Genomic DNA, 19,604 nt, shown 5'->3' with positions numbered 1-19,604 from the left:
CGAGACAACGGGTTTTCAGCGAGTGCTGGAATCAAGGAGTTTCTGCAAATACTGTCCATAGCCGGTTTTCTTAAGGCTTTCGGCCTGTTTTGCCAACTGCTTGGCGTCAATCCAGCCGTTATTGAAGGCGATTTCTTCCAGGCATGCGACTTTCAAGCCTTGACGCTGCTCAATGGTGTGCACGAAGTGACTGGCTTCCAGCAGGGAATCGTGGGTGCCGGTATCGAGCCAGGCGAATCCACGCCCAAGCATTTCAACATTCAACGACTTCTGCGCCAGGTAAGCCTGATTGACATCAGTGATTTCCAGTTCGCCGCGTGGTGAAGGCTTGATGCTCTTGGCAATATCGACCACTTGGTTGTCATAGAAATACAACCCGGTCACCGCATAGTTGGACTTCGGCTTCAGCGGCTTCTCTTCAATGCTTAGCGCCCGGCCCGTGGCATCGAACTCAACCACGCCGAAACGTTCGGGATCGGAAACGTGGTAGCCAAATACCGTGGCACCTTGCTCCTGTACAGTCGCTGCGCGCAGATTGTCGGAGAAGTGCTGACCGTAGAAGATGTTGTCACCCAAGATCAGACAGCACGGATCCTTACCAATGAACTCTTCGCCGATGATAAAGGCTTGCGCCAGACCATCTGGGCTCGGCTGCTCGGCGTAACTGAGCTTGATGCCATAAACGCTGCCGTCGCCCAGCAACTTGCGGAAACAAGGCAAATCTTCCGGGGTGGAAATAATCAGAATTTCGCGCATCCCAGCCAGCATCAAAACCGACAGCGGATAAAAGATCATCGGCTTGTCGTAGATCGGCAACATCTGCTTCGAGACGCCAAGGGTCAACGGGTGCAGGCGCGTGCCCGAGCCACCGGCGAGAATGATGCCTTTACGATTTGTCGTGGTCATTTATTCAGAACTTCCCTAAGCATTCGGGTTACACCACTTTGCCAATCCGGCAAGTGTAGAGAAAAATTGTCGCGCAGCTTCTGTGTTTTCAAACGTGAATTCAACGGGCGGCGCGCCGGAGTTGGATAGGCAGTGGTATCAATCGGATTGACTGCCGTGACAGCAAGCTGTTCACCATGAGCTTTGGCAAAACTGATCACCAGGCTCGCGTATCCGTGCCATGACACTTCGCCGGCAGCCGCCAGATGGTAGATGCCCGAAAGTGCCGGGCGATGCACGACCTGCTGGATCGCCAGAGCAGTAACATCAGCAATGAGATCCGCACCCGTCGGGGCACCTACCTGATCGGCAATGACGCCCAGTGATTCACGATCCTTGGCCAGGCGTAACATGGTTTTGGCAAAGTTGTTGCCACGAGCGCCATAGACCCAACTGGTACGAAAGATCAGATGCTTACAGCCCGAGGCTGCAATTGCCTGCTCACCTGCCAGCTTGCTGGCGCCGTAATGGTTCACCGGAGCGACAGCATCCGACTCTTGCCAAGGCGTCGAGCCTTCGCCGCTGAATACGTAATCGGTCGAATAGTGAATCAGCCAGGCATCCAGGGATGCGGCCTCCTGCGCCATGACTCGACTGGCCTCACTGTTTACACGGTCAGCCAGTTCGGTTTCGGACTCGGCTTTATCGACCGCCGTGTAGGCCGCAGCGTTGACGATAACGTCGGGCCTTACTTTGCGGATCGTGGCGCGCAGTGCATCGAGGTCAGACAGATCACCACTCAAACCATCGACTAGGTGCCGATCGAGGGCAACCAATTCCCCTAGCGGTGCAAGGGAGCGCTGCAGCTCCCAGCCGACCTGGCCGTTTTTTCCCAGCAGGAGAATCTTCATGCCTTATCCGAACGACCGGTGTAGTTTTGGTCGATCCACTGCTGGTAACTGCCGCTCTTCACATGAGCAACCCATTCAGAGTTGCTGAGGTACCACTCGACAGTCTTGCGAATACCCGTCTCGAAGGTTTCCTCTGGGGTCCAGCCCAACTCGCGCTGGATCTTGCTGGCATCGATCGCGTAGCGCTGATCATGGCCCGGGCGATCCTGTACATAGGTGATCAGGCTTGCATGCGGACGATGGGCGGAGTCAGGACGCAGCTCATCCAGAAGTGCGCAGAGGGTATTCACCACTTCGATGTTTTGTTTCTCGTTGTGCCCACCGATGTTGTAGGTCTCGCCGATAACACCCTCGGTCACGACTTTATACAGTGCGCGGGCGTGGTCTTCGACAAACAGCCAGTCGCGAACCTGATTGCCTTTGCCATAGACCGGCAGCGGCTTGCCTTCCAGAGCATTGAGGATGATCAGCGGGATCAACTTCTCGGGGAAGTGGCAAGGGCCGTAGTTGTTCGAGCAGTTGGTGACCAGCGTCGGCAGACCGTAGGTACGAGCCCAGGCACGAACCAGATGATCGGAACTGGCTTTACTGGCCGAGTAAGGCGAGCTTGGCTGATACGGTGTGGTTTCGGTAAACAGGTCTTCCGGACCTTCCAGATCGCCATACACTTCGTCAGTCGAAATGTGGTGAAACCGGAATTTGGCCTTACGGCTGTCATCAAGCGCCGCCCAGTAATGACGCGCCGCTTCGAGCAGAGTGTAAGTGCCTATGATATTGGTCTGAATGAACTCGGACGGACCAGAGATCGAACGATCAACATGGGACTCTGCGGCCAGATGCATGATTGCATCTGGTTGGTGCTCACGCAGAACACGGTCGACCTGATCACGATCACAGATATCAACTCGCTCAAACGCATAACGCGAATCCTGACTGACTTCAGCCAAGGACTCGAGGTTACCGGCGTAAGTCAGTTTGTCGACGTTAACGACAGAATCGGCGGTATTGGAGATAATATGGCGAATCACTGCCGAGCCAATGAACCCGGCGCCGCCGGTAACTAGAATTTTCACGCGAAACCATACCCTTGAGCTGCGGACAGTGACACCAACGATCACCGCCTAATCCATGAATGCAGAAGCCATCAAAACCTGTGGCTTCTGTCAGAGTCAGTCTGAATCGATGTGGGAATGTGCCACTATCGAACAAGGGCTGCATTTTACAGCTTAATGAACGTTTTACTAATGGATATAGACAGGCTGAGGCGCAATTTCGACAGATGCCATGCACCTGTCGTTTTCAGACAATTCGCTTGCGTGCCGCCTTGGACGAACGTCCCAGAAACCAGCCTAGTATCGGGCCAATCAACATACCGATGAGCAATGCCAAAACCACTACCAGCGAGACCGGCAATTGAGGCCCGGAAAAGCCTAGAAACAATAACGACACCGATTGCTGATTTTCCAGAACAAACGCCAGAATCACCAACACCAGCAAAAGAATAAAAACGCCAAGAAGTATGCGCTTGAGGTTACGCATGAGTAACTCCTTGAGAGATAGCGACTGTCAAACCCCCTCCTCCTCTTCCTCGTTCACTCGATCACGCAATTCTTTACCCGGCTTGAAATGCGGAACGAATTTTCCATCCAGACTTACAGACTGGCCGGTCTTTGGATTGCGACCAACGCGCGGCGCACGGTAGTGCAGGGAGAAGCTGCCGAACCCACGGATCTCGATGCGATCACCAGTGGCCAGACATTGGGACATTTGTTCAAGCATGGTCTTGATGGCCAACTCCACATCCTTGGATGAGAGCAGCCCTTGATGGGTGACAATTCGTTCGATCAACTCCGACTTCGTCATATTTTTCCCTTCTTTTTCAAGCAGCTAGATCAGCGCTTGAAAGGTTTTAGCATGCCCGGAAGATTTTGAACAGCCCAGGGATTGACATATCTTCTTCAGCGCTGAAACGCCCGCTTTCAGGGCATAAACTCACTCGCCAGGATCACCCCACGCTCAACGGCATATCACCAGCATGGTCCGGGTCACGTACCCAGCAGGATTGAAACCAAACGGAAACTCATCTTCGTCTTTGGCATCATCAGATCGAGTGATCACCTTGTAACCCGCCCCCTTACACTCCTTCGCCGCTCGCTTTTGACACCTCTCCCAGCCAGAGCCCAGCCCAGAGCAATCAACTTCAATGCCGCTGACACCACGCACCGCATGGGTCTTGGCATTTGTAGTACAGCCTGCAAAAACCAGTACCGCTATGAGGACAATAAACTTGTTCATCCACTTCCTTATGCCAGGCAACGCCCGACTACTACACGCTTAAGACCAAGCTTAGTCGCGAATAGGCGATTGATCCCATTAAAGAAACAGACAATCAGGCGATTGGATTGGTTTCACAGGCAGCACTGATTCGCGCAGAAGAAAACCAGGACTCATCAAATCGCAGGCACAAAAAAGGGCGACCGAAGTCGCCCTTTTTAATGATCAAGCAGAACTTAGTTCTGTTTGGCCATTGCCTGGCGCAGCAGTGCCGCCATGGTGGTTTCGCCGGTAGCAGCTTCCGGAGTCTCTTTCAGGCTCTGGATTGCTTCTTTCTCTTCAGCGTCGTCTTTCGACTTGATCGAGAGCTGGATTACGCGGCTCTTGCGGTCAACGCTGATGATCTTGGCTTCAACTTCCTGGCCTTCTTTCAGCACGTTGCGCGCGTCTTCAACGCGGTCACGGCTGATTTCGGAGGCTTTCAGGGTCGCTTCGATGTCGTCAGCCAGAACGATGATGGCGCCTTTGGCGTCAACTTCTTTCACGGTGCCAGTAACGATTGCGCCTTTGTCGTTAACCGAGACGTACTCGGAGAACGGATCGCTTTCCAGTTGCTTGATACCCAGGGAGATACGCTCGCGCTCTGGGTCAACCGACAGGATAACGGTGTCCAGTTCGTCGCCCTTCTTGAAACGACGTACGGCTTCTTCGCCCACTTCGTTCCAGGAGATGTCGGACAGATGAACCAGACCGTCGATGCCGCCGTCCAGACCAATGAAGATACCGAAATCGGTGATCGACTTGATGGTGCCGGAGATTTTATCGCCCTTGTTGAACTGGCCAGAGAAATCTTCCCATGGGTTAGATTTGCACTGCTTGATGCCCAGGGAGATACGACGACGCTCTTCGTCGATGTCCAGAACCATAACTTCCACTTCGTCGCCGACTTGTACGACTTTCGAAGGGTGGATGTTTTTGTTGGTCCAGTCCATTTCCGAAACGTGTACCAGACCTTCAACGCCTTCTTCCAGCTCAGCGAAGCAGCCGTAGTCGGTCAGGTTGGTTACACGAGCGGTAACGCGAGTGCTTTCTGGGTAACGGGCTTTGATAGCAACCCATGGATCTTCGCCCAGTTGCTTCAGGCCCAGGGAAACACGGTTGCGTTCGCGATCGTATTTCAGAACCTTAACGTCGATTTCGTCACCAACGTTGACGATCTCGGAAGGATGCTTGATGCGCTTCCAAGCCATGTCGGTGATGTGCAGCAGGCCGTCCACGCCACCCAGATCGACGAATGCGCCGTAATCGGTGAGGTTTTTGACGATACCTTTGACTTGCTGGCCTTCCTGCAGGGATTCCAGCAGAGCTTCACGCTCGGCGGAGTTCTCGGCTTCCAGGACGCTGCGACGGGAAACGACAACGTTGTTGCGCTTCTGGTCCAGCTTGATGACCTTGAATTCCAGCTCTTTGCCTTCCAGGTGCGTGGTGTCGCGCACTGGACGGACGTCAACCAGGGAACCTGGCAGGAACGCACGGATGCCGTTAACGTCGACAGTGAAGCCGCCTTTAACCTTACCGTTGATAACGCCCTTGACCACTTCCTCAGCTGCGAAGGCTGCTTCCAGAACGATCCAGCATTCAGCGCGCTTGGCTTTTTCACGGGACAGCTTGGTTTCACCGAAACCGTCTTCAACCGAGTCCAGCGCAACGTGAACTTCGTCACCGACATTGATAGTCAGATCGCCAGCGTCGTTGTAGAACTGCTCAAGCGGGATGAGTGCTTCAGACTTCAGGCCAGCGTGAACGGTTACCCAGCGAGCTTGGTAATCGATATCAACGATAACACCGGTGATGATGGAGCCTGCCTGAAGGTTCAGGGTTTTTAGGCTTTCTTCAAAGAGTTCCGCAAAGCTTTCGCTCATTTTAATTCCTGTAAATGAGGGCGAAGGATACGCCCATCTCCACACCCCAGACGGTGTGGGTTAGTTTCATATAGAAGAAGCGCCGCAGGACTATGACTGGTCCCCTGCAACCTTCTTGGTCACCCGGCGATATCGCGAATGGCGATCTCGCTCATGATGCGTTCAAGCACCTGATCGATGGACAACTCCGTGGAATCCAGCTGTATTGCGTCAGCCGCCGGTTTTAGCGGGGCTACCGCTCGCTGGGTATCACGCTCGTCGCGTGCACGGATCTCATCTAGCAGACTCGACAGACTAACACCCTCGACTTTGCCCTTCAACTGCAAATATCGGCGGCGCGCCCGCTCCTCGGCACTGGCGGTCAGGAAAATCTTCAGCGGCGCACTTGGAAAAACGACCGTGCCCATGTCGCGACCATCGGCCACCAGCCCCGGCGCCTCCTGAAAAGCACGCTGGCGCTGCAGCAGCGCCTCGCGCACAGCCGGCAATGCCGCCACCTGAGAGGCGCCGGAACCGACGCTTTCAGTGCGGATGACATCGCTGACTTCGTCACCTTCCAGAATGATGCGCTGCAACTGACCGTCGGTCGCTGCGATGAATTGCACATCCAGATGAGCGGCGAGCTTCTTCAGCAGCTCCTCATTGGTCAGGTCTACACCATGGTTGTGTGCCGCGAACGCCAGCAGGCGATACAGCGCACCGGAATCCAGCAGGTTCCAGCCCAGACGCTTGGCCAGAATCCCGGCGACCGTGCCCTTGCCCGAGCCGCTTGGCCCATCGATGGTGATGACCGGTGCAATGTTTTTCACGACTGAGCCTCTTGTGCCACACGAATACCGACCTGCCCGCACAGCGCGAGGAAGTTCGGGAACGACGTCGCGACGTTGGCGCAATCATGGATGCGGATCGGTGCAGTGGCGCGCAGGGAGGCCACACTGAAAGCCATGGCGATACGGTGATCGCCGTGGCCATGCACTTCGCCGCCGCCAATCTGGCCACCGTCGATGATGATGCCGTCCGGTGTTGGCTGGCACTTGACGCCCAGTGCCAGCAAGCCGTCCGCCATCACTTGAATGCGATCCGACTCCTTGACGCGCAGCTCTTCGGCACCGGTCAGCACGGTACGGCCTTCGGCACACGCCGCCGCCACGAACAGCACCGGGAATTCGTCGATGGCCAGCGGAACCAGCTCTTCAGGAATATCGATACCTTTGAGTTTAGCTGCTCGCACGCGCAGGTCAGCCACTGGCTCTCCGCCGACTTCACGCTGGTTTTCCAGGGTGATGTCCGCCCCCATCAGGCGCAGGATGTCGATCACGCCAGTGCGGGTCGGGTTGATACCGACGTGCTCGAGCACCAGCTCCGAACCTTCAGCGATCGATGCCGCGACCAGGAAGAACGCCGACGACGAAATGTCGCCCGGCACTTCAATGTGAGTCGCGGTGAGTTTGCCGCCGGACTCGACCGAAGCCGTAGCGCCATCCACGGACACCGAGTAACCGAAACCGCGCAACATACGCTCGGTATGGTCACGGGTCGGAGCAGGCTCGGTGACGGTGGTCTTGCCTTCAGCGTACAGACCCGCCAGCAGCAGGCAGGACTTCACCTGAGCGCTGGCCATCGGCATGGTGTAGGTCAGGCCTTTGAGCTTGTGCCCGCCACGAATGGTCATTGGTGGACGACCTTCGGCAGCAGTTTCGATCACAGCGCCCATTTCACGCAGCGGATTGGCCACGCGATTCATCGGACGCTTGGACAGCGAAGCATCGCCCGTCAGGATGCTGTCGAAGTTCTGCGCGGCCAGCAGGCCGGACAGCAGACGCATCGACGTGCCGGAGTTACCCAGATAGATCGGGCCCGGCGCAGGTTTCAGGCCGTGCAGGCCGACACCGTGAATGGTCACGCGACCGTGGTGCGGGCCTTCAATGACCACACCCATATCGCGGAATGCCTGCAAGGTCGCCAGGGCGTCTTCGCCCTCGAGGAAGCCTTCGACTTCGGTGACGCCTTCGGCCAGCGAACCGAGCATGATCGAACGGTGGGAAATCGATTTGTCACCCGGTACGCGAATCCGACCGGACAGGCGGCCACCAGGTTGAGCCAGGAAGATCAGATCGTTGGAATTCATAGCGTCCACATAGGCCCTGCGGGCCAGGATTTTACTGAAATGCTCGCGGGCAACCCGGGCGCGTGTGAAAACGCCCAACAATTGGTGCCCATCCCCTGCATCGACCGCGTCGCGCAAGGCGTCGAGGTCGCTGCGAAATGTATCGAGTGTGCGCAGGACAGCCTCGCGATTGGCGAGGAAGATGTCGTGCCACATCACCGGGTCGCTTCCGGCGATTCTTGTGAAATCGCGGAAACCGCCCGCAGCGTAACGGAAGATCTCAAGGTTTTCATTGCGCTTGGCCAACGAATCGACCAAACCGAAGGCCAGCAAGTGCGGCAAATGACTGGTTGCGGCCAATACTTCGTCGTGGCGCTCGACTTGCATGTGCTCGACGTCGGCACCCAATTCACGCCATAGACGATCAACAACAGCCAGCGCGGCCGGGTCGGTTTGCTCAAGCGGCGTCAGAATTACTTTGTGACGACGGAACAATCCAGCGTTGGAAGCCTCCACCCCGCTCTGCTCGGAGCCGGCAATCGGGTGCCCCGGCACGAAACGCGCCGGCATGCCGCCGAATGCTTCGGTCGCCGCACGCACCACGTTGCCCTTGGCGCTACCGACATCTGTCAGGATCGCCTGCCCCAGATCCATGCCTGCCAGACGAGCCAGCACTTTCTCCATGGCCAGAATCGGCACCGCCAATTGAATCACGTCAGCGCCACGGCATGCCGCTACCAAGTCATCTTCGCAGCGATCAACCACACCCAACTCGACCGCGAGCTTGCGCGATTGCGGGTCGAGATCGACCCCGACCACCTCGCGGCAGATACCGCTTTCACGCAAGCCTTTGGCAAATGAACCACCGATCAACCCCAGTCCGACCACCACCAGGCGACCGATCATAGGTGCAGCAGATTGCAACGCAGTGACATCACCCACGAGCCAGAACCTTGCGCAGCGCTTCGAGCAAGCGACTGTTTTCCGCCGGCAGACCGATGGTCACCCGCAGGTGATTCGGCATGCCGTAGTTGGCCACCGGACGCACGATCACGCCTTCGCGCAGCAAGCCCTGAAATATCGGAGCAGCTACCTGACCGAGGTCGACGCAAATGAAGTTGCCTTTGGATTCGATCCAGCGCAAACCCAACTCACGAAAACCTGCTTGCAGTTGTTGCATGCCGGCCTCATTGAGCTGACGGCTTTGCGCCAGATACTCCTCATCCTTCAGCGCTGCACAGGCTGCAGCCAAGGCCAGGCTGTTAACGTTGAAGGGTTGGCGCACACGGTTCAGCACATCCGCCACCACCGGGGTGGACAGGCCGTAGCCAAGACGCAACGCCGCCAGACCATAGGCCTTGGAGAAAGTACGCGAAACCAGCAGATTGGGGTAAGCCGCGAGAAAATCCAGACCGTCCGGCAGATCACTGCCTTCGGCGTATTCGATATAAGCCTCATCGAGCACCACCAGCACATGCTCCGGAACGTCCTGCAGGAACTCGTCCAGCGCCTCTGCGCCGAACCAGGTACCGGTCGGGTTGTTCGGGTTGGCGATAAACACGACACGGGTATTGGCATCAATGGCCGCGAGCATCGCAGGCAGGTCATGCCCCCAATCCTTGGCCGGGACTACTTTGGCCTGAGCGCCAACAGCCTGAGTCGCAATCGGGTACACCGCAAAAGCATGCTCGCTGAACACGGCGTTAAGGCCCGGCGCCAGGTACGCGCGCGCGACCAATTCGAGAATATCGTTGGAGCCGTTGCCCAGAGTGACCTGGTTCAGCTCGACACGACACTGCTCGGCCAGCAGGGATTTCAACGCAAACCCGTTGCCGTCCGGGTAACGGGTCAGCTCAGCCAGCTCTTCGCGGATGGCCGCCAAGGCTTTCGGACTGGCGCCCAGCGGGTTTTCGTTGCTGGCCAGTTTGACGATTTTCGCCGGATCCAGACCCAGCTCGCGCGCCAGTTCGTCCACAGGCTTGCCCGGAACGTACGGCGAGAGTTGTTGCACGCCCGGCTGTGCCAGAGCGAGGAAGTTGCCACTCATTTGCTACCGCCCTTAGAGAACTGCTTTCGGGTAGGAACCCAGCACCTTGAGTGCTACCGCTTCCTGACTGATCTTTTCCAGTACACCTTTGACCAACGGATCACGGTGGTGGCCGACGAAGTCGATAAAGAACACATAGGTCCATTTGCCGCTGCGCGATGGACGGGTTTCAATGCGCGTCAGGTCAATGCCGTTGTCATGGAACGGCACCAGCAGCTCGTGCAGCGCGCCAGGCTTGTTGCTCATGGACACAATGATCGACGTCTTGTCGTCACCAGTCGGCGGCACTTCCTGGTTACCGATCATCAGGAAGCGCGTGGAGTTGTCCGGGCGATCCTCGATTTTCTCGGCCAGACGGGTCAGACCATAGAGCCCAGCCGCCATATCACCGGCAATCGCCGCCGAGTTCCATTCACCTTTAACCCGTTTGGCCGCTTCTGCGTTGCTGGACACCGCCACGCGCTCGACATTCGGGTAGTGCGCGTCCAGCCACTTGCGGCACTGGGCCAGCGACTGCGCGTGGGAATAGATGCGGCTGATGCTGTCGGTCTTGGTGTTTTCACCGACCAGCAGATGATGGTGAATGCGCAGCTCGACTTCGCCACAGATGACCATGTCGTGCTCGAGGAAGCTGTCCAGCGTGTGGTTGACCGCGCCTTCGGTGGAGTTTTCCACCGGCACCACGCCAAAGTTCACCGCACCGGCGGCCACTTCGCGAAACACTTCGTCAATCGCCGCCATCGGCTTGCTGATCACCGCGTGACCGAAGTGCTTCATGGCCGCCGCTTGGGTGAAGGTGCCTTCAGGGCCGAGGTAGGCCACTTTCAGTGGCTGCTCCAATGCCAGGCACGAGGACATGATTTCGCGGAACAACCGCGCCATCTCTTCGTTGCCCAACGGCCCTTGATTGCGCTCCATCACACGCTTGAGCACCTGAGCTTCGCGCTCAGGACGATAGAACACCGGCACTTCGCCTTCGGCCAGCGAGGCCATCTTTACTCGCGCGACTTCCTGGGCGCAACGCGCACGCTCACTGATCAGCTCGAGGACTTTGGTGTCCAGAGCGTCAATGCGAACGCGCAGTGCCTTGAGTTCTTGCTCGGACATCAGCCGTGTTCCTTCTCGAATTCAGCCATGTAGGCCACCAGCGCATTGACGGCGGTGATGTCGACGGCGTTGTAGATGGAGGCGCGCATACCGCCCACAGAGCGGTGGCCCTTGAGGTTGAGCAAGCCGCGCTCATCAGCGCCAGCCAGGAACGGCTTGTCCAGACGGTCATCAGCGAGACGGAATGGCACGTTCATCCACGAGCGATCCGATTTGTTGATCGGGTTGCTGTAGAGGCCGCTGGCGTCGATGAAGTCGTACAGCGTGCGCTGCTTGACATCGTTCAGCCTGGCGATGGCTTCAACGCCGCCCTGCTCTTTCAGCCACTGGAATACCAGACCAGACAAGTACCAGGCCAGAGTCGGCGGGGTGTTGTACATCGAGCCGTTATCGGCCGCGACTTTGTAGTTGAGCATGGTCGGGCACAGCGAGCGCGCCTTGCCCAGCAAGTCTTCGCGGATGATGTTGACCACGATGCCGCTCGGACCGATGTTCTTCTGCGCACCGGCGTAGATCATGCCGAAACGCGAAATATCGACCGGACGCGAAAGGATGTCCGAAGACATGTCGGCCACCAACGGCACGTCGCCGGTTTCCGGGATCCACTGGAATTCCAGACCGCCAATGGTTTCGTTCGGCGCGTAGTGAACGTAAGCGGCGTCCTTGGACAGATTCCACTCGTTCTGGCCCGGAATGGCGAAATAATCGTAAGGCTTGGCGGTAGCGGCGACGTTGACGTGACCGTAGCGCGAGGCTTCTTCGATGGCTTTCTGCGACCAGATACCGGTATCGATATAGTCGGCCGAGCCATTTTCCGGCAGCAGGTTCAGGGGAATCTGCGCAAACTGCTGGCTCGCGCCACCTTGCAGAAACAGCACTTTGTAGTTCGAAGGGATATTCAGCAGGTCACGCAGATCCTGCTCGGCCTGATTGGCAATGGACACGAACTCATCGCTGCGATGGCTCATTTCCATGACCGACAGCCCCTTGCCGTGCCAGTCAAGGAGCTCACCTTGAGCGCGTTTCAGGACAGCTTCAGGAAGCGCCGCAGGGCCGGCGCAGAAGTTATAGGCTCGCTTGCTCACATCCAATCTCGCTCTGACTTGGTGATACACAATAATTCGATCATTCTGAAACTTTCATACCGGACAAATAACAAGGGGGCGAATTCTCATCCGCCCCCTCGCTTGTCCGCTTATTCCTGCGGTTCTTCGTCAGCTGCGGCGTCGAGTTGCTGATCTTCAACAGCGTCGTCGATCACGACCTCCGCGCCGGACACCAGCCCTTCTTCACCTTCAAGCTCTTCGCCCTCGACTTCCGACGGCTCCTGAACCCGCTCCAGACCGACCAGCGTTTCATCGGTGGCCAGCTTGATCAGGGTCACCCCTTGGGTGTTGCGACCCAGGCTGGAGACTTCATCAACGCGGGTCCGCACCAGCGTGCCCTGATCGGAAATCAGCATGATTTCCTCGCCTTCCTGAACCTGGATTGCACCGACGAGCTTGCCGTTGCGCTCTTTGGTGACCATTGCAATCACACCCTGACCACCGCGACCACGGCGAGGGAATTTGCTCAGCGCGGTGCGCTTGCCGAAACCACGCTCGGAAGCGGTCAGAATCTGCGCGCCCGACTCAGGAATCAGCATGGAGATCAGCTTCTGATCCTTGAGGATCCGCATGCCGCGGATACCGCGAGCGCCACGACCCATCTCACGCACGGCGGCTTCAGCGAAACGAATCACCTTGCCAGCGTCGGAGAACAGCATGATTTCTTTCGCGCCATCGGTGATGGCAGCCGCGATCAACGTGTCACCTTCCTTCAGCTTCAGGGCGATCAAACCATTGGAGCGCGGACGGGCGAAGCGTGCCAGCGGCGTCTTCTTGACGGTACCGGAAGCCGTGGCCATGAAGATGAATTCGCCAGTCGGCTCAGCGACCAGTTCGGCCGTTTCGCCGTCGATTTCTTCCAGTTCGGCAGCTTCTTCAGCTTCAACCACTTCGCCTTCGATGATCACATCGTCGGCATCATCTTCATCGTCAGCACCGGCGCGTTTTTGCAGGGCTTCGAGGTCGATCTGCAGCATCGTGGTGATGGTTTCATCGGCTTCCAGCGGCAGCAGATTGACCAGCGGACGACCCCGCGCGGCACGCGATGCCTCAGGAATTTCGTAAGTCTTCAGCCAGTACACCTTGCCTTTGCTGGAGAACAGCAAGAGCGTGGAGTGACTGTTGGCAACCAGCAGGTGAGCAATGTAGTCCTCATCCTTGACGCCAGTCGCCGATTTGCCTTTACCGCCACGACGCTGAGCCTGGTACGCAGCCAGCGGCTGGGTCTTGGCGTAGCCACCGTGGGAAATGGTCACAACGCGCTCTTCTTCCGGGATCATGTCGCCCAGAGTCAGGTCGAGGCGTGCATCGAGAATCTCGGTGCGACGCTGATCGCCGTATTCGGCACGGATCACTTCCAGCTCTTCGCGGATCACTTCCATCAGGCGCACGGCACTGTTGAGGATGCGGATCAGCTCGCCGATCTGGTTGAGGATCTCTTGATACTCGGCCAGCAGCTTTTCGTGTTCCAGGCCGGTCAGGCGGTGCAGACGCAGTTCCAGAATGGCTTGCGCCTGTTCTGGCGACAGGAAGTACTTGCCCTCGCGCAGACCGTATTGCGGATCAAGGTTTTCCGGACGGCACGAATCGGCACCGGCACGCTCAACCATCGCCACCACCGCCGAGGATTCCCAAGGCGTGCTGATCAGCGCTTCCTTGGCTTCCGACGGCGTTGGCGACGCCTTGATCAGGGCGATCACCGGGTCGATGTTCGACAGGGCAACGGCCTGACCTTCAAGGATGTGACCACGCTCGCGGGCTTTACGCAGTTCGAACACGGTGCGACGGGTGACGACTTCGCGACGGTGACGAACGAAGGCTTCCAGCAGATCCTTGAGGTTGAGGATCCGCGGACGGCCGTCGATCAGCGCAACGATGTTGATGCCGAACACCGATTGCAGTTGGGTCTGGGCGTAGAGGTTGTTGAGGATCACCTCTGGCACTTCGCCGCGACGCAGTTCGATCACGACGCGCATACCGTCCTTGTCGGACTCGTCGCGCAGTTCGGTGATGCCTTCGAGTTTCTTCTCTTTTACCAGCTCGGCGATCTTCTCGATCAGACGCGCCTTGTTCAACTGGTAAGGGAGTTCGGTGATGACGATCTGCTGACGGCCACCGACCTTGTCGATGTCTTCAACGATCGAACGCGCACGCATGTAAATGCGCCCGCGACCGGTGCGGTAGGCTTCGATGATACCGGCGCGACCGTTGATGATCGCGGCGGTCGGGAAGTCCGGACCGGGAATGTATTGCATCAGCTCGTCGACAGTCAGCTCGGGATTGTCGATGAGTGCCAGGCAACCGTCGATGACTTCACCGAGGTTGTGCGGCGGGATGTTGGTCGCCATGCCCACGGCAATACCGCTGGAACCGTTGACCAGCAGGTTGGGAATACGGGTCGGCATGACCGCCGGGATCATTTCGGTGCCGTCGTAGTTCGGCACCCAGTCGACGGTTTCCTTGTGCAGGTCAGCCAGCAGCTCGTGCGCCAGCTTGGTCATGCGCACTTCGGTGTATCGCATGGCCGCGGCGTTGTCGCCGTCCACCGAACCGAAGTTGCCCTGACCGTCGACCAGCAGATAACGCAGCGAGAATGGCTGCGCCATACGGACGATGGTGTCGTAGACCGCTGTATCACCGTGCGGGTGATACTTACCGATCACGTCACCGACAACACGGGCAGATTTCTTGTACGGCTTGTTGAAGTCGTTGCCCAGCTCGCTCATCGCGAACAGCACGCGACGGTGCACGGGCTTCAAGCCATCGCGCGCATCCGGCAGTGCACGGCCGACGATCACGCTCATCGCGTAATCGAGGTAGGACTGTTTCAGCTCGTCTTCGATATTGACCGGGAGGATTTCTTTGGCCAGTTCGCCCATGAGAAGCCTGATTCCTTTTTCTGGTGAAACCTCGTCATATCCATAGGGATCACGAAGCTCGTCGATGCAGGCTGAGTGCCATGCGCCGACTTACGACAAATCAACAAGTTGGACCCTGGATTTGCGCAGTGAAGACAACCCCGTGGGACTGCCTCGGAAAACGCCGGATGCTACCACAATCGCCGCCACGCACCTATCCCCCACAAGCGCATGGAGCATAGTTAGTTGGCCGGTAATCGCCTGAAAGGGGGACGAGAGACGCTTAGAGCCTCTTCGAATGCAGAATCGGAGGCTTGTTTACGTATGTTTATTGACTTTTAAGGCCCCATCGCTGACAAGCCAGCGATGGGGACCTTTGAGGCACAACAGCCCGTTAATGCAGGCGCTTGCGACACATCAACTGGGCCATTTTCGCGGTATCCGGACGCTCGACGATGCCCTTCTCGGTAACGATCGCGTCGATCAGATCCGCCGGCGTCACGTCAAACACCGGATTGAACGCCTCGACATCTGCGCCGACACGCTTGCCGCCCACCTCCAGCAACTCGGCGCCGTCACGTTCCTCAATCGGGATGTCATCACCACTGGCCAGGTTCATGTCGATGGTCGAACTCGGCGCCACGACCATGAAACGCACGCCGTGGTGCATCGCATTGACCGCCAGTTGATAGGTGCCGATCTTGTTCGCCACGTCGCCGTTGGCGGTGATCCGGTCAGCACCGACGATTACCCAGGTCACACCTTTGGTTTTCATGATGTGTGCGGCGGCAGAGTCGGCATTAAGGGTCACCGGGATACCTTCATTGACCAACTCCCAGGCCGTCAGGCGCGAGCCTTGCAGCCACGGGCGGGTTTCGTCGGCGTAAACGCGCTCAACCATACCTTCAAGGAACGCCGCACGAATGACACCCAGCGCTGTACCGAATCCGCCCGTCGCCAGCGCGCCAGTGTTGCAGTGGGTCAGAATCGCCTGAGCATTGCCCTGATGCTTACGAATCAGGTCGACACCCAGTTGCGCCATGGTCAGGTTGGCTTCGCGGTCACTTTCATGAATTGAGATCGCCTCGGCTTCCAGTGCCGCCAGCGGATCGGCATTGTCTTTCAGGCGCTCAAGCCGATCACGCATGCGGCCCAGCGCCCAGAACAGGTTGACCGCGGTCGGACGAGAGCCGGCCAACAGCGCGAAGTCCTCTTCCAGCACCGCACGCCAATCGCCACCCTCGACAATCCGCGCACGAGCCGCGAGCACGATGCCATAGGCGGCACTGATGCCGATGGCTGGCGCGCCACGCACCACCATTGAGCGAATCGCCTCGGACACGCCGGCGGCGCTGGTGCAGGCGATCCAGGTTTCCTCGAACGGTAAAATACGCTGATCCAGCAGGTGGAGCGCGCCGTCTCGCCAATCGATGGCCTTCACTTTCTCCGCAGCCAACAGTCGATCGCGCATCCCTAACCCCGCACTCATGAACAAAAGCCGCCGATTATAGCGATCCCCCCGCGAAGACGCTCGGGTATACTTCGCCATCCTTTACAAAAGCACTGGAACCGACCCTCGATGCCGAAACCTGCCATTGCGCTCGACTTACTATTGCTGCCGACCTGGCTGGTACCCGTCGAACCTGCAGGCGTTGTGCTCAAGGAGCACGGTCTGGGCATCCGCGACGGTCGCATCGTGTTTATCGGCCCGCGCGCCGAAGCATTGAAGTGTAACGCCACACAAATCCGCGAATTGCCGGACATGCTGCTCAGCCCCGGTCTGATCAATGCTCACGGCCACGCCGCAATGACACTGTTCCGCGGTCTGGCCGATGACTTGCCGCTGATGACCTGGCTGGAAAATCACATCTGGCCAGCCGAAGCCAAATGGGTCGATGAAGATTTTGTCCGAGACGGTACTGATCTGGCCATCGCCGAACAGATCAAGGGCGGCATCACCTGTTTCTCGGACATGTATTTTTTCCCGAAAGTTGCCAGCGAGTGCGTGCACAACAGCGGCATTCGCGCGCAGATCGCGATTCCTGTCCTCGACTTCCCGATACCCGGCGCCAGCAACGCTGATGAAGCCATTCGTCAGGGCGTCGAGTTGTTCGGTGATCTGAAGCACCACGAACGGATCAAGATCACCTTCGGCCCCCATGCACCCTATACCGTCAGCGACGAGAACCTCGAGAAGATCCGCGTGATTGCCGAGGAACTGGATGCATCGATCCACATGCACGTCCACGAAACCGCCTTCGAAGTGCAGCAAGCTGTCGAACAACGCGGCGAGCGGCCACTGGCCCGCCTCGGCCGCCTGGGCCTGCTTGGCCCGCGCTTCCAGGCCGTACACATGACCCAGATCAGCGATGACGATCTGGCGTTACTGGTAGAAAGCAACACCAGCGTGATCCACTGCCCCGAATCGAACCTCAAACTGGCCAGCGGTTTTTGCCCGATCGAGCGATTGTGGCAGGCGGGTGTGAACGTGGCTGTCGGCACTGACGGTGCGGCGAGCAACAATGATCTCGACCTGCTGGGTGAAACCCGCACTGCCGCGCTGCTGGCCAAGGCCGTCGCCGGCTCTGCCACCGCGCTGGACGCCCACCGCGCCCTGCGCATGGCCACGCTCAATGGTGCCCGAGCGCTGGGGATCGAAGCGCAAGTCGGCTCGCTGGAAATCGGCAAAGCCGCCGACATCGTCGCCTTCGACCTGTCGGGCCTGGCGCAGCAACCAGTCTATGACCCGGTTTCGCAGCTTATATATGCCACCGGCCGCGACTGCGTGAAACACCTGTGGGTTGACGGCAAGCAACTGCTCGACGACCGGCGCCTGACACGCCTGGATGAGGCACAACTGGGCGCCACCGCCCGTGCCTGGGGCCAACGCATCAGCGGCCACACCGAATCGTAAACACTGCGCATAACCTGCGCAGCTACAACCTTTTTCAAGTTTTAGAGGAATGGAACATGAGCAACGTCGACCACGCCGAAATCGCCAAATTCGAAGCCCTGGCCCATCGCTGGTGGGACCGTGAAAGCGAATTCAAACCGCTGCACGACATCAACCCGCTGCGGGTCAACTGGATTGACGAACGGGTCAACCTGGCCGGCAAGAAAGTGCTCGACGTCGGTTGCGGCGGCGGCATCCTCAGCGAAGCCATGGCCCAACGCGGTGCCACCGTAATGGGCATCGACATGGGCGAAGCGCCTCTGGCGGTCGCGCAATTGCATCAACTGGAATCCGGCGTCAGCGTCGATTACCGCCAGATCACCGCCGAAGCTCTGGCCGAAGAAATGCCCGAGCAGTTCGACGTGGTCACCTGCCTGGAAATGCTCGAACATGTGCCGGATCCATCGTCGGTCATTCGCGCCTGCTTCCGCATGGTCAAGCCCGGCGGTCAGGTGTTCTTCTCGACCATCAACCGCAACCCGAAGGCCTACCTGTTCGCCATCATCGGCGCCGAATACATCATGAAGTTGCTGCCGCGTGGCACCCACGACTTCAAGAAATTCATCCGCCCGTCCGAGCTTGGCGCCTGGAGCCGCATGGCCGGCCTGACCGTCAAGGACATCATCGGCCTGACTTACAACCCGCTGACCAAGCACTACAAGCTGGCCAACGACGTTGACGTCAACTACATGATCCAGACCCTGCGCGAGGAATAAGCCGATGGTCATCAGAGCAGTCCTTTTCGACATGGACGGCACCCTGCTCGACACCGCACCGGACTTCATCGCCATCTGCCAGGCGATGCGCGCGGATCGTGGCTTGCCGCCAATCAACGACAAGCACATTCGCGACGAGATCTCCGGCGGCGCCAAAGCCATGGTTGCGGTGACGTTTTCGATGGACCCGGAATCGCCGGGGTTTGAAGAGTTGCGCCTGGAATTCCTCGAGCGCTACCTCGTCGGCTGCGCGGTGCACAGCAAGCTGTTCGACGGCATGGCCGAACTGCTGGCTGATATCGAAAAGGCCAACTTGATCTGGGGCGTGGTGACCAACAAGCCGCTGCGCTTCGCCGAGCCGATCATGCAGCAGTTGGGACTGGCCGAGCGTTCGGCGCTGCTGATCTGCCCGGATCATGTCAAAAACAGCAAGCCGGATCCGGAGCCGCTGATCCTGGCGTGCAAGATGCTTGATCTGGATCCGTCGACGGTTTTGTTTGTGGGCGATGATCTGCGCGATATCGAATCCGGGCGCGACGCTGGCACCAAGACTTGCGCGGTGACGTTTGGCTACATCCATCCCGACGACAACCCGCGGCATTGGGGCGCGGATGTGGTGGTGGATCATCCTCTGGAGTTGCGCAAGGTGCTCGATAGCGCGCTCTGCAGTTGCTGAGACTTGACGCAGAGCGTCATTGGCTGCTTTCCCATGCGGAGC

General features: G+C 58.2%; 17 protein-coding genes. 3 read left to right on the top strand and 14 right to left on the bottom strand.

Annotation, left to right across the window (positions count from 1 at the left end):
- Positions 1-15: 15 nt before the first annotated feature.
- The 14 genes from rfbA to mtnA all read right to left on the bottom strand — a co-directional run bounded on the left by rfbA (position 16) and on the right by mtnA (position 16,688).
- Positions 16-906, bottom strand: coding sequence for a glucose-1-phosphate thymidylyltransferase RfbA (gene rfbA, locus AACY02_RS05905; RefSeq protein WP_339431153.1), 891 nt, complete (start codon positions 904-906; stop codon positions 16-18).
- Positions 903-1,796, bottom strand: a complete 894-nt coding sequence (gene rfbD / locus AACY02_RS05900; RefSeq protein ID WP_339431152.1) for a dTDP-4-dehydrorhamnose reductase — start codon at positions 1,794-1,796, stop codon at positions 903-905. Before rfbD ends, rfbA begins: the two co-directional genes overlap by 4 nt.
- Positions 1,793-2,869, bottom strand: coding sequence for a dTDP-glucose 4,6-dehydratase (gene rfbB, locus AACY02_RS05895; RefSeq protein ID WP_339431151.1), 1,077 nt, complete (start codon positions 2,867-2,869; stop codon positions 1,793-1,795). Before rfbB ends, rfbD begins: the two co-directional genes overlap by 4 nt.
- 226 nt (positions 2,870-3,095) lie before the next feature.
- Positions 3,096-3,335: a lipopolysaccharide assembly protein LapA domain-containing protein gene (locus tag AACY02_RS05890; RefSeq protein WP_339431150.1), complete on the bottom strand. Its 240-nt coding sequence runs from the start codon at positions 3,333-3,335 to the stop codon at positions 3,096-3,098.
- Between the two features lie 27 nt (positions 3,336-3,362).
- A complete protein-coding gene (ihfB, locus tag AACY02_RS05885) occupies positions 3,363-3,659 on the bottom strand; it encodes an integration host factor subunit beta (RefSeq protein ID WP_003189779.1) in 297 nt (98 codons plus the stop codon).
- A gap of 153 nt (positions 3,660-3,812) precedes the next feature.
- Complete coding sequence (locus AACY02_RS05880; RefSeq protein ID WP_339431149.1) at positions 3,813-4,091, bottom strand: hypothetical protein; 279 nt, start codon at positions 4,089-4,091, stop codon at positions 3,813-3,815.
- A 215-nt stretch (positions 4,092-4,306) separates the two neighbouring features.
- Positions 4,307-5,992 carry a 30S ribosomal protein S1 gene (gene rpsA / locus AACY02_RS05875; protein WP_221729258.1) on the bottom strand — a complete coding sequence of 562 codons (1,686 nt, stop codon included), beginning with the start codon at positions 5,990-5,992 and terminating at the stop codon, positions 4,307-4,309.
- A gap of 119 nt (positions 5,993-6,111) precedes the next feature.
- Entirely contained in the window at positions 6,112-6,801 is a 690-nt protein-coding gene (cmk, locus tag AACY02_RS05870; RefSeq protein WP_339431148.1) for a (d)CMP kinase, read from the bottom strand.
- Complete coding sequence (locus AACY02_RS05865; RefSeq protein WP_339431270.1) at positions 6,798-9,005, bottom strand: bifunctional prephenate dehydrogenase/3-phosphoshikimate 1-carboxyvinyltransferase; 2,208 nt, start codon at positions 9,003-9,005, stop codon at positions 6,798-6,800. Before AACY02_RS05865 ends, cmk begins: the two co-directional genes overlap by 4 nt.
- 28 nt (positions 9,006-9,033) lie before the next feature.
- The gene (gene hisC, locus AACY02_RS05860) at positions 9,034-10,146 is read right to left on the bottom strand and encodes a histidinol-phosphate transaminase (protein WP_339431147.1); all 1,113 of its coding nucleotides are present in this window, start codon (positions 10,144-10,146) and stop codon (positions 9,034-9,036) included.
- Between the two features lie 12 nt (positions 10,147-10,158).
- Positions 10,159-11,253, bottom strand: a complete 1,095-nt coding sequence (gene pheA / locus AACY02_RS05855; RefSeq protein WP_027620100.1) for a prephenate dehydratase — start codon at positions 11,251-11,253, stop codon at positions 10,159-10,161.
- The gene (gene serC / locus AACY02_RS05850; protein WP_339431146.1) at positions 11,253-12,338 is read right to left on the bottom strand and encodes a 3-phosphoserine/phosphohydroxythreonine transaminase; all 1,086 of its coding nucleotides are present in this window, start codon (positions 12,336-12,338) and stop codon (positions 11,253-11,255) included. Before serC ends, pheA begins: the two co-directional genes overlap by 1 nt.
- Before the next feature lie 110 nt (positions 12,339-12,448).
- Complete coding sequence (gene gyrA / locus AACY02_RS05845) at positions 12,449-15,238, bottom strand: DNA gyrase subunit A (protein WP_221729263.1); 2,790 nt, start codon at positions 15,236-15,238, stop codon at positions 12,449-12,451.
- Between the two features lie 373 nt (positions 15,239-15,611).
- Positions 15,612-16,688, bottom strand: coding sequence for an S-methyl-5-thioribose-1-phosphate isomerase (mtnA, locus tag AACY02_RS05840; protein WP_339431145.1), 1,077 nt, complete (start codon positions 16,686-16,688; stop codon positions 15,612-15,614).
- 108 nt (positions 16,689-16,796) lie between these two features.
- Here mtnA and AACY02_RS05835 point away from each other — a divergent pair, with 108 nt between their 5' ends.
- The 3 genes from AACY02_RS05835 to mupP are packed head-to-tail and all read left to right on the top strand — an operon-like array spanning position 16,797 to position 19,562.
- Positions 16,797-18,131 (top strand): TRZ/ATZ family hydrolase, encoded by a 1,335-nt coding sequence (locus AACY02_RS05835; protein ID WP_339431144.1) that lies wholly within the window; start codon positions 16,797-16,799, stop codon positions 18,129-18,131.
- A gap of 56 nt (positions 18,132-18,187) precedes the next feature.
- Positions 18,188-18,886 carry a bifunctional 2-polyprenyl-6-hydroxyphenol methylase/3-demethylubiquinol 3-O-methyltransferase UbiG gene (gene ubiG / locus AACY02_RS05830; RefSeq protein ID WP_339431143.1) on the top strand — a complete coding sequence of 233 codons (699 nt, stop codon included), beginning with the start codon at positions 18,188-18,190 and terminating at the stop codon, positions 18,884-18,886.
- 4 nt (positions 18,887-18,890) lie between these two features.
- On the top strand, positions 18,891-19,562 hold the full coding sequence (gene mupP, locus AACY02_RS05825) for an N-acetylmuramic acid 6-phosphate phosphatase MupP (RefSeq protein ID WP_339431142.1): 672 nt from the start codon (positions 18,891-18,893) through the stop codon (positions 19,560-19,562).
- Positions 19,563-19,604: the final 42 nt, after the last annotated feature.

This window comes from Pseudomonas sp. EA_65y_Pfl2_P78 (genome assembly GCF_963970495.1).
In the GTDB taxonomy this organism is placed as follows: Bacteria; Pseudomonadota; Gammaproteobacteria; order Pseudomonadales; family Pseudomonadaceae; genus Aquipseudomonas; species Aquipseudomonas baetica_A.
This window is presented reverse-complemented; position numbering and strand designations above follow the sequence as displayed.

Excerpts from the sequence above, each read along its gene's own strand:
- pheA (WP_027620100.1), bottom strand. The coding sequence starts at position 11,253 with ATGTCCGAGCAAGAACTCAAGGCACTGCGCGTTCGCATTGACGCTCTG.
- mtnA (WP_339431145.1), bottom strand. The coding sequence starts at position 16,688 with ATGCGCGATCGACTGTTGGCTGCGGAGAAAGTGAAGGCCATCGATTGG.
- AACY02_RS05890 (WP_339431150.1), bottom strand. The coding sequence starts at position 3,335 with ATGCGTAACCTCAAGCGCATACTTCTTGGCGTTTTTATTCTTTTGCTG.
- rpsA (WP_221729258.1), bottom strand. The coding sequence starts at position 5,992 with ATGAGCGAAAGCTTTGCGGAACTCTTTGAAGAAAGCCTAAAAACCCTG.
- hisC (WP_339431147.1), bottom strand. The coding sequence starts at position 10,146 with ATGAGTGGCAACTTCCTCGCTCTGGCACAGCCGGGCGTGCAACAACTC.
- AACY02_RS05835 (WP_339431144.1), top strand. The coding sequence starts at position 16,797 with ATGCCGAAACCTGCCATTGCGCTCGACTTACTATTGCTGCCGACCTGG.
- AACY02_RS05880 (WP_339431149.1), bottom strand. The coding sequence starts at position 4,091 with ATGAACAAGTTTATTGTCCTCATAGCGGTACTGGTTTTTGCAGGCTGT.
- AACY02_RS05865 (WP_339431270.1), bottom strand. The coding sequence starts at position 9,005 with ATGATCGGTCGCCTGGTGGTGGTCGGACTGGGGTTGATCGGTGGTTCA.
- ihfB (WP_003189779.1), bottom strand. The coding sequence starts at position 3,659 with ATGACGAAGTCGGAGTTGATCGAACGAATTGTCACCCATCAAGGGCTG.
- rfbA (WP_339431153.1), bottom strand. The coding sequence starts at position 906 with ATGACCACGACAAATCGTAAAGGCATCATTCTCGCCGGTGGCTCGGGC.
- gyrA (WP_221729263.1), bottom strand. The coding sequence starts at position 15,238 with ATGGGCGAACTGGCCAAAGAAATCCTCCCGGTCAATATCGAAGACGAG.
- rfbD (WP_339431152.1), bottom strand. The coding sequence starts at position 1,796 with ATGAAGATTCTCCTGCTGGGAAAAAACGGCCAGGTCGGCTGGGAGCTG.
- mupP (WP_339431142.1), top strand. The coding sequence starts at position 18,891 with ATGGTCATCAGAGCAGTCCTTTTCGACATGGACGGCACCCTGCTCGAC.
- ubiG (WP_339431143.1), top strand. The coding sequence starts at position 18,188 with ATGAGCAACGTCGACCACGCCGAAATCGCCAAATTCGAAGCCCTGGCC.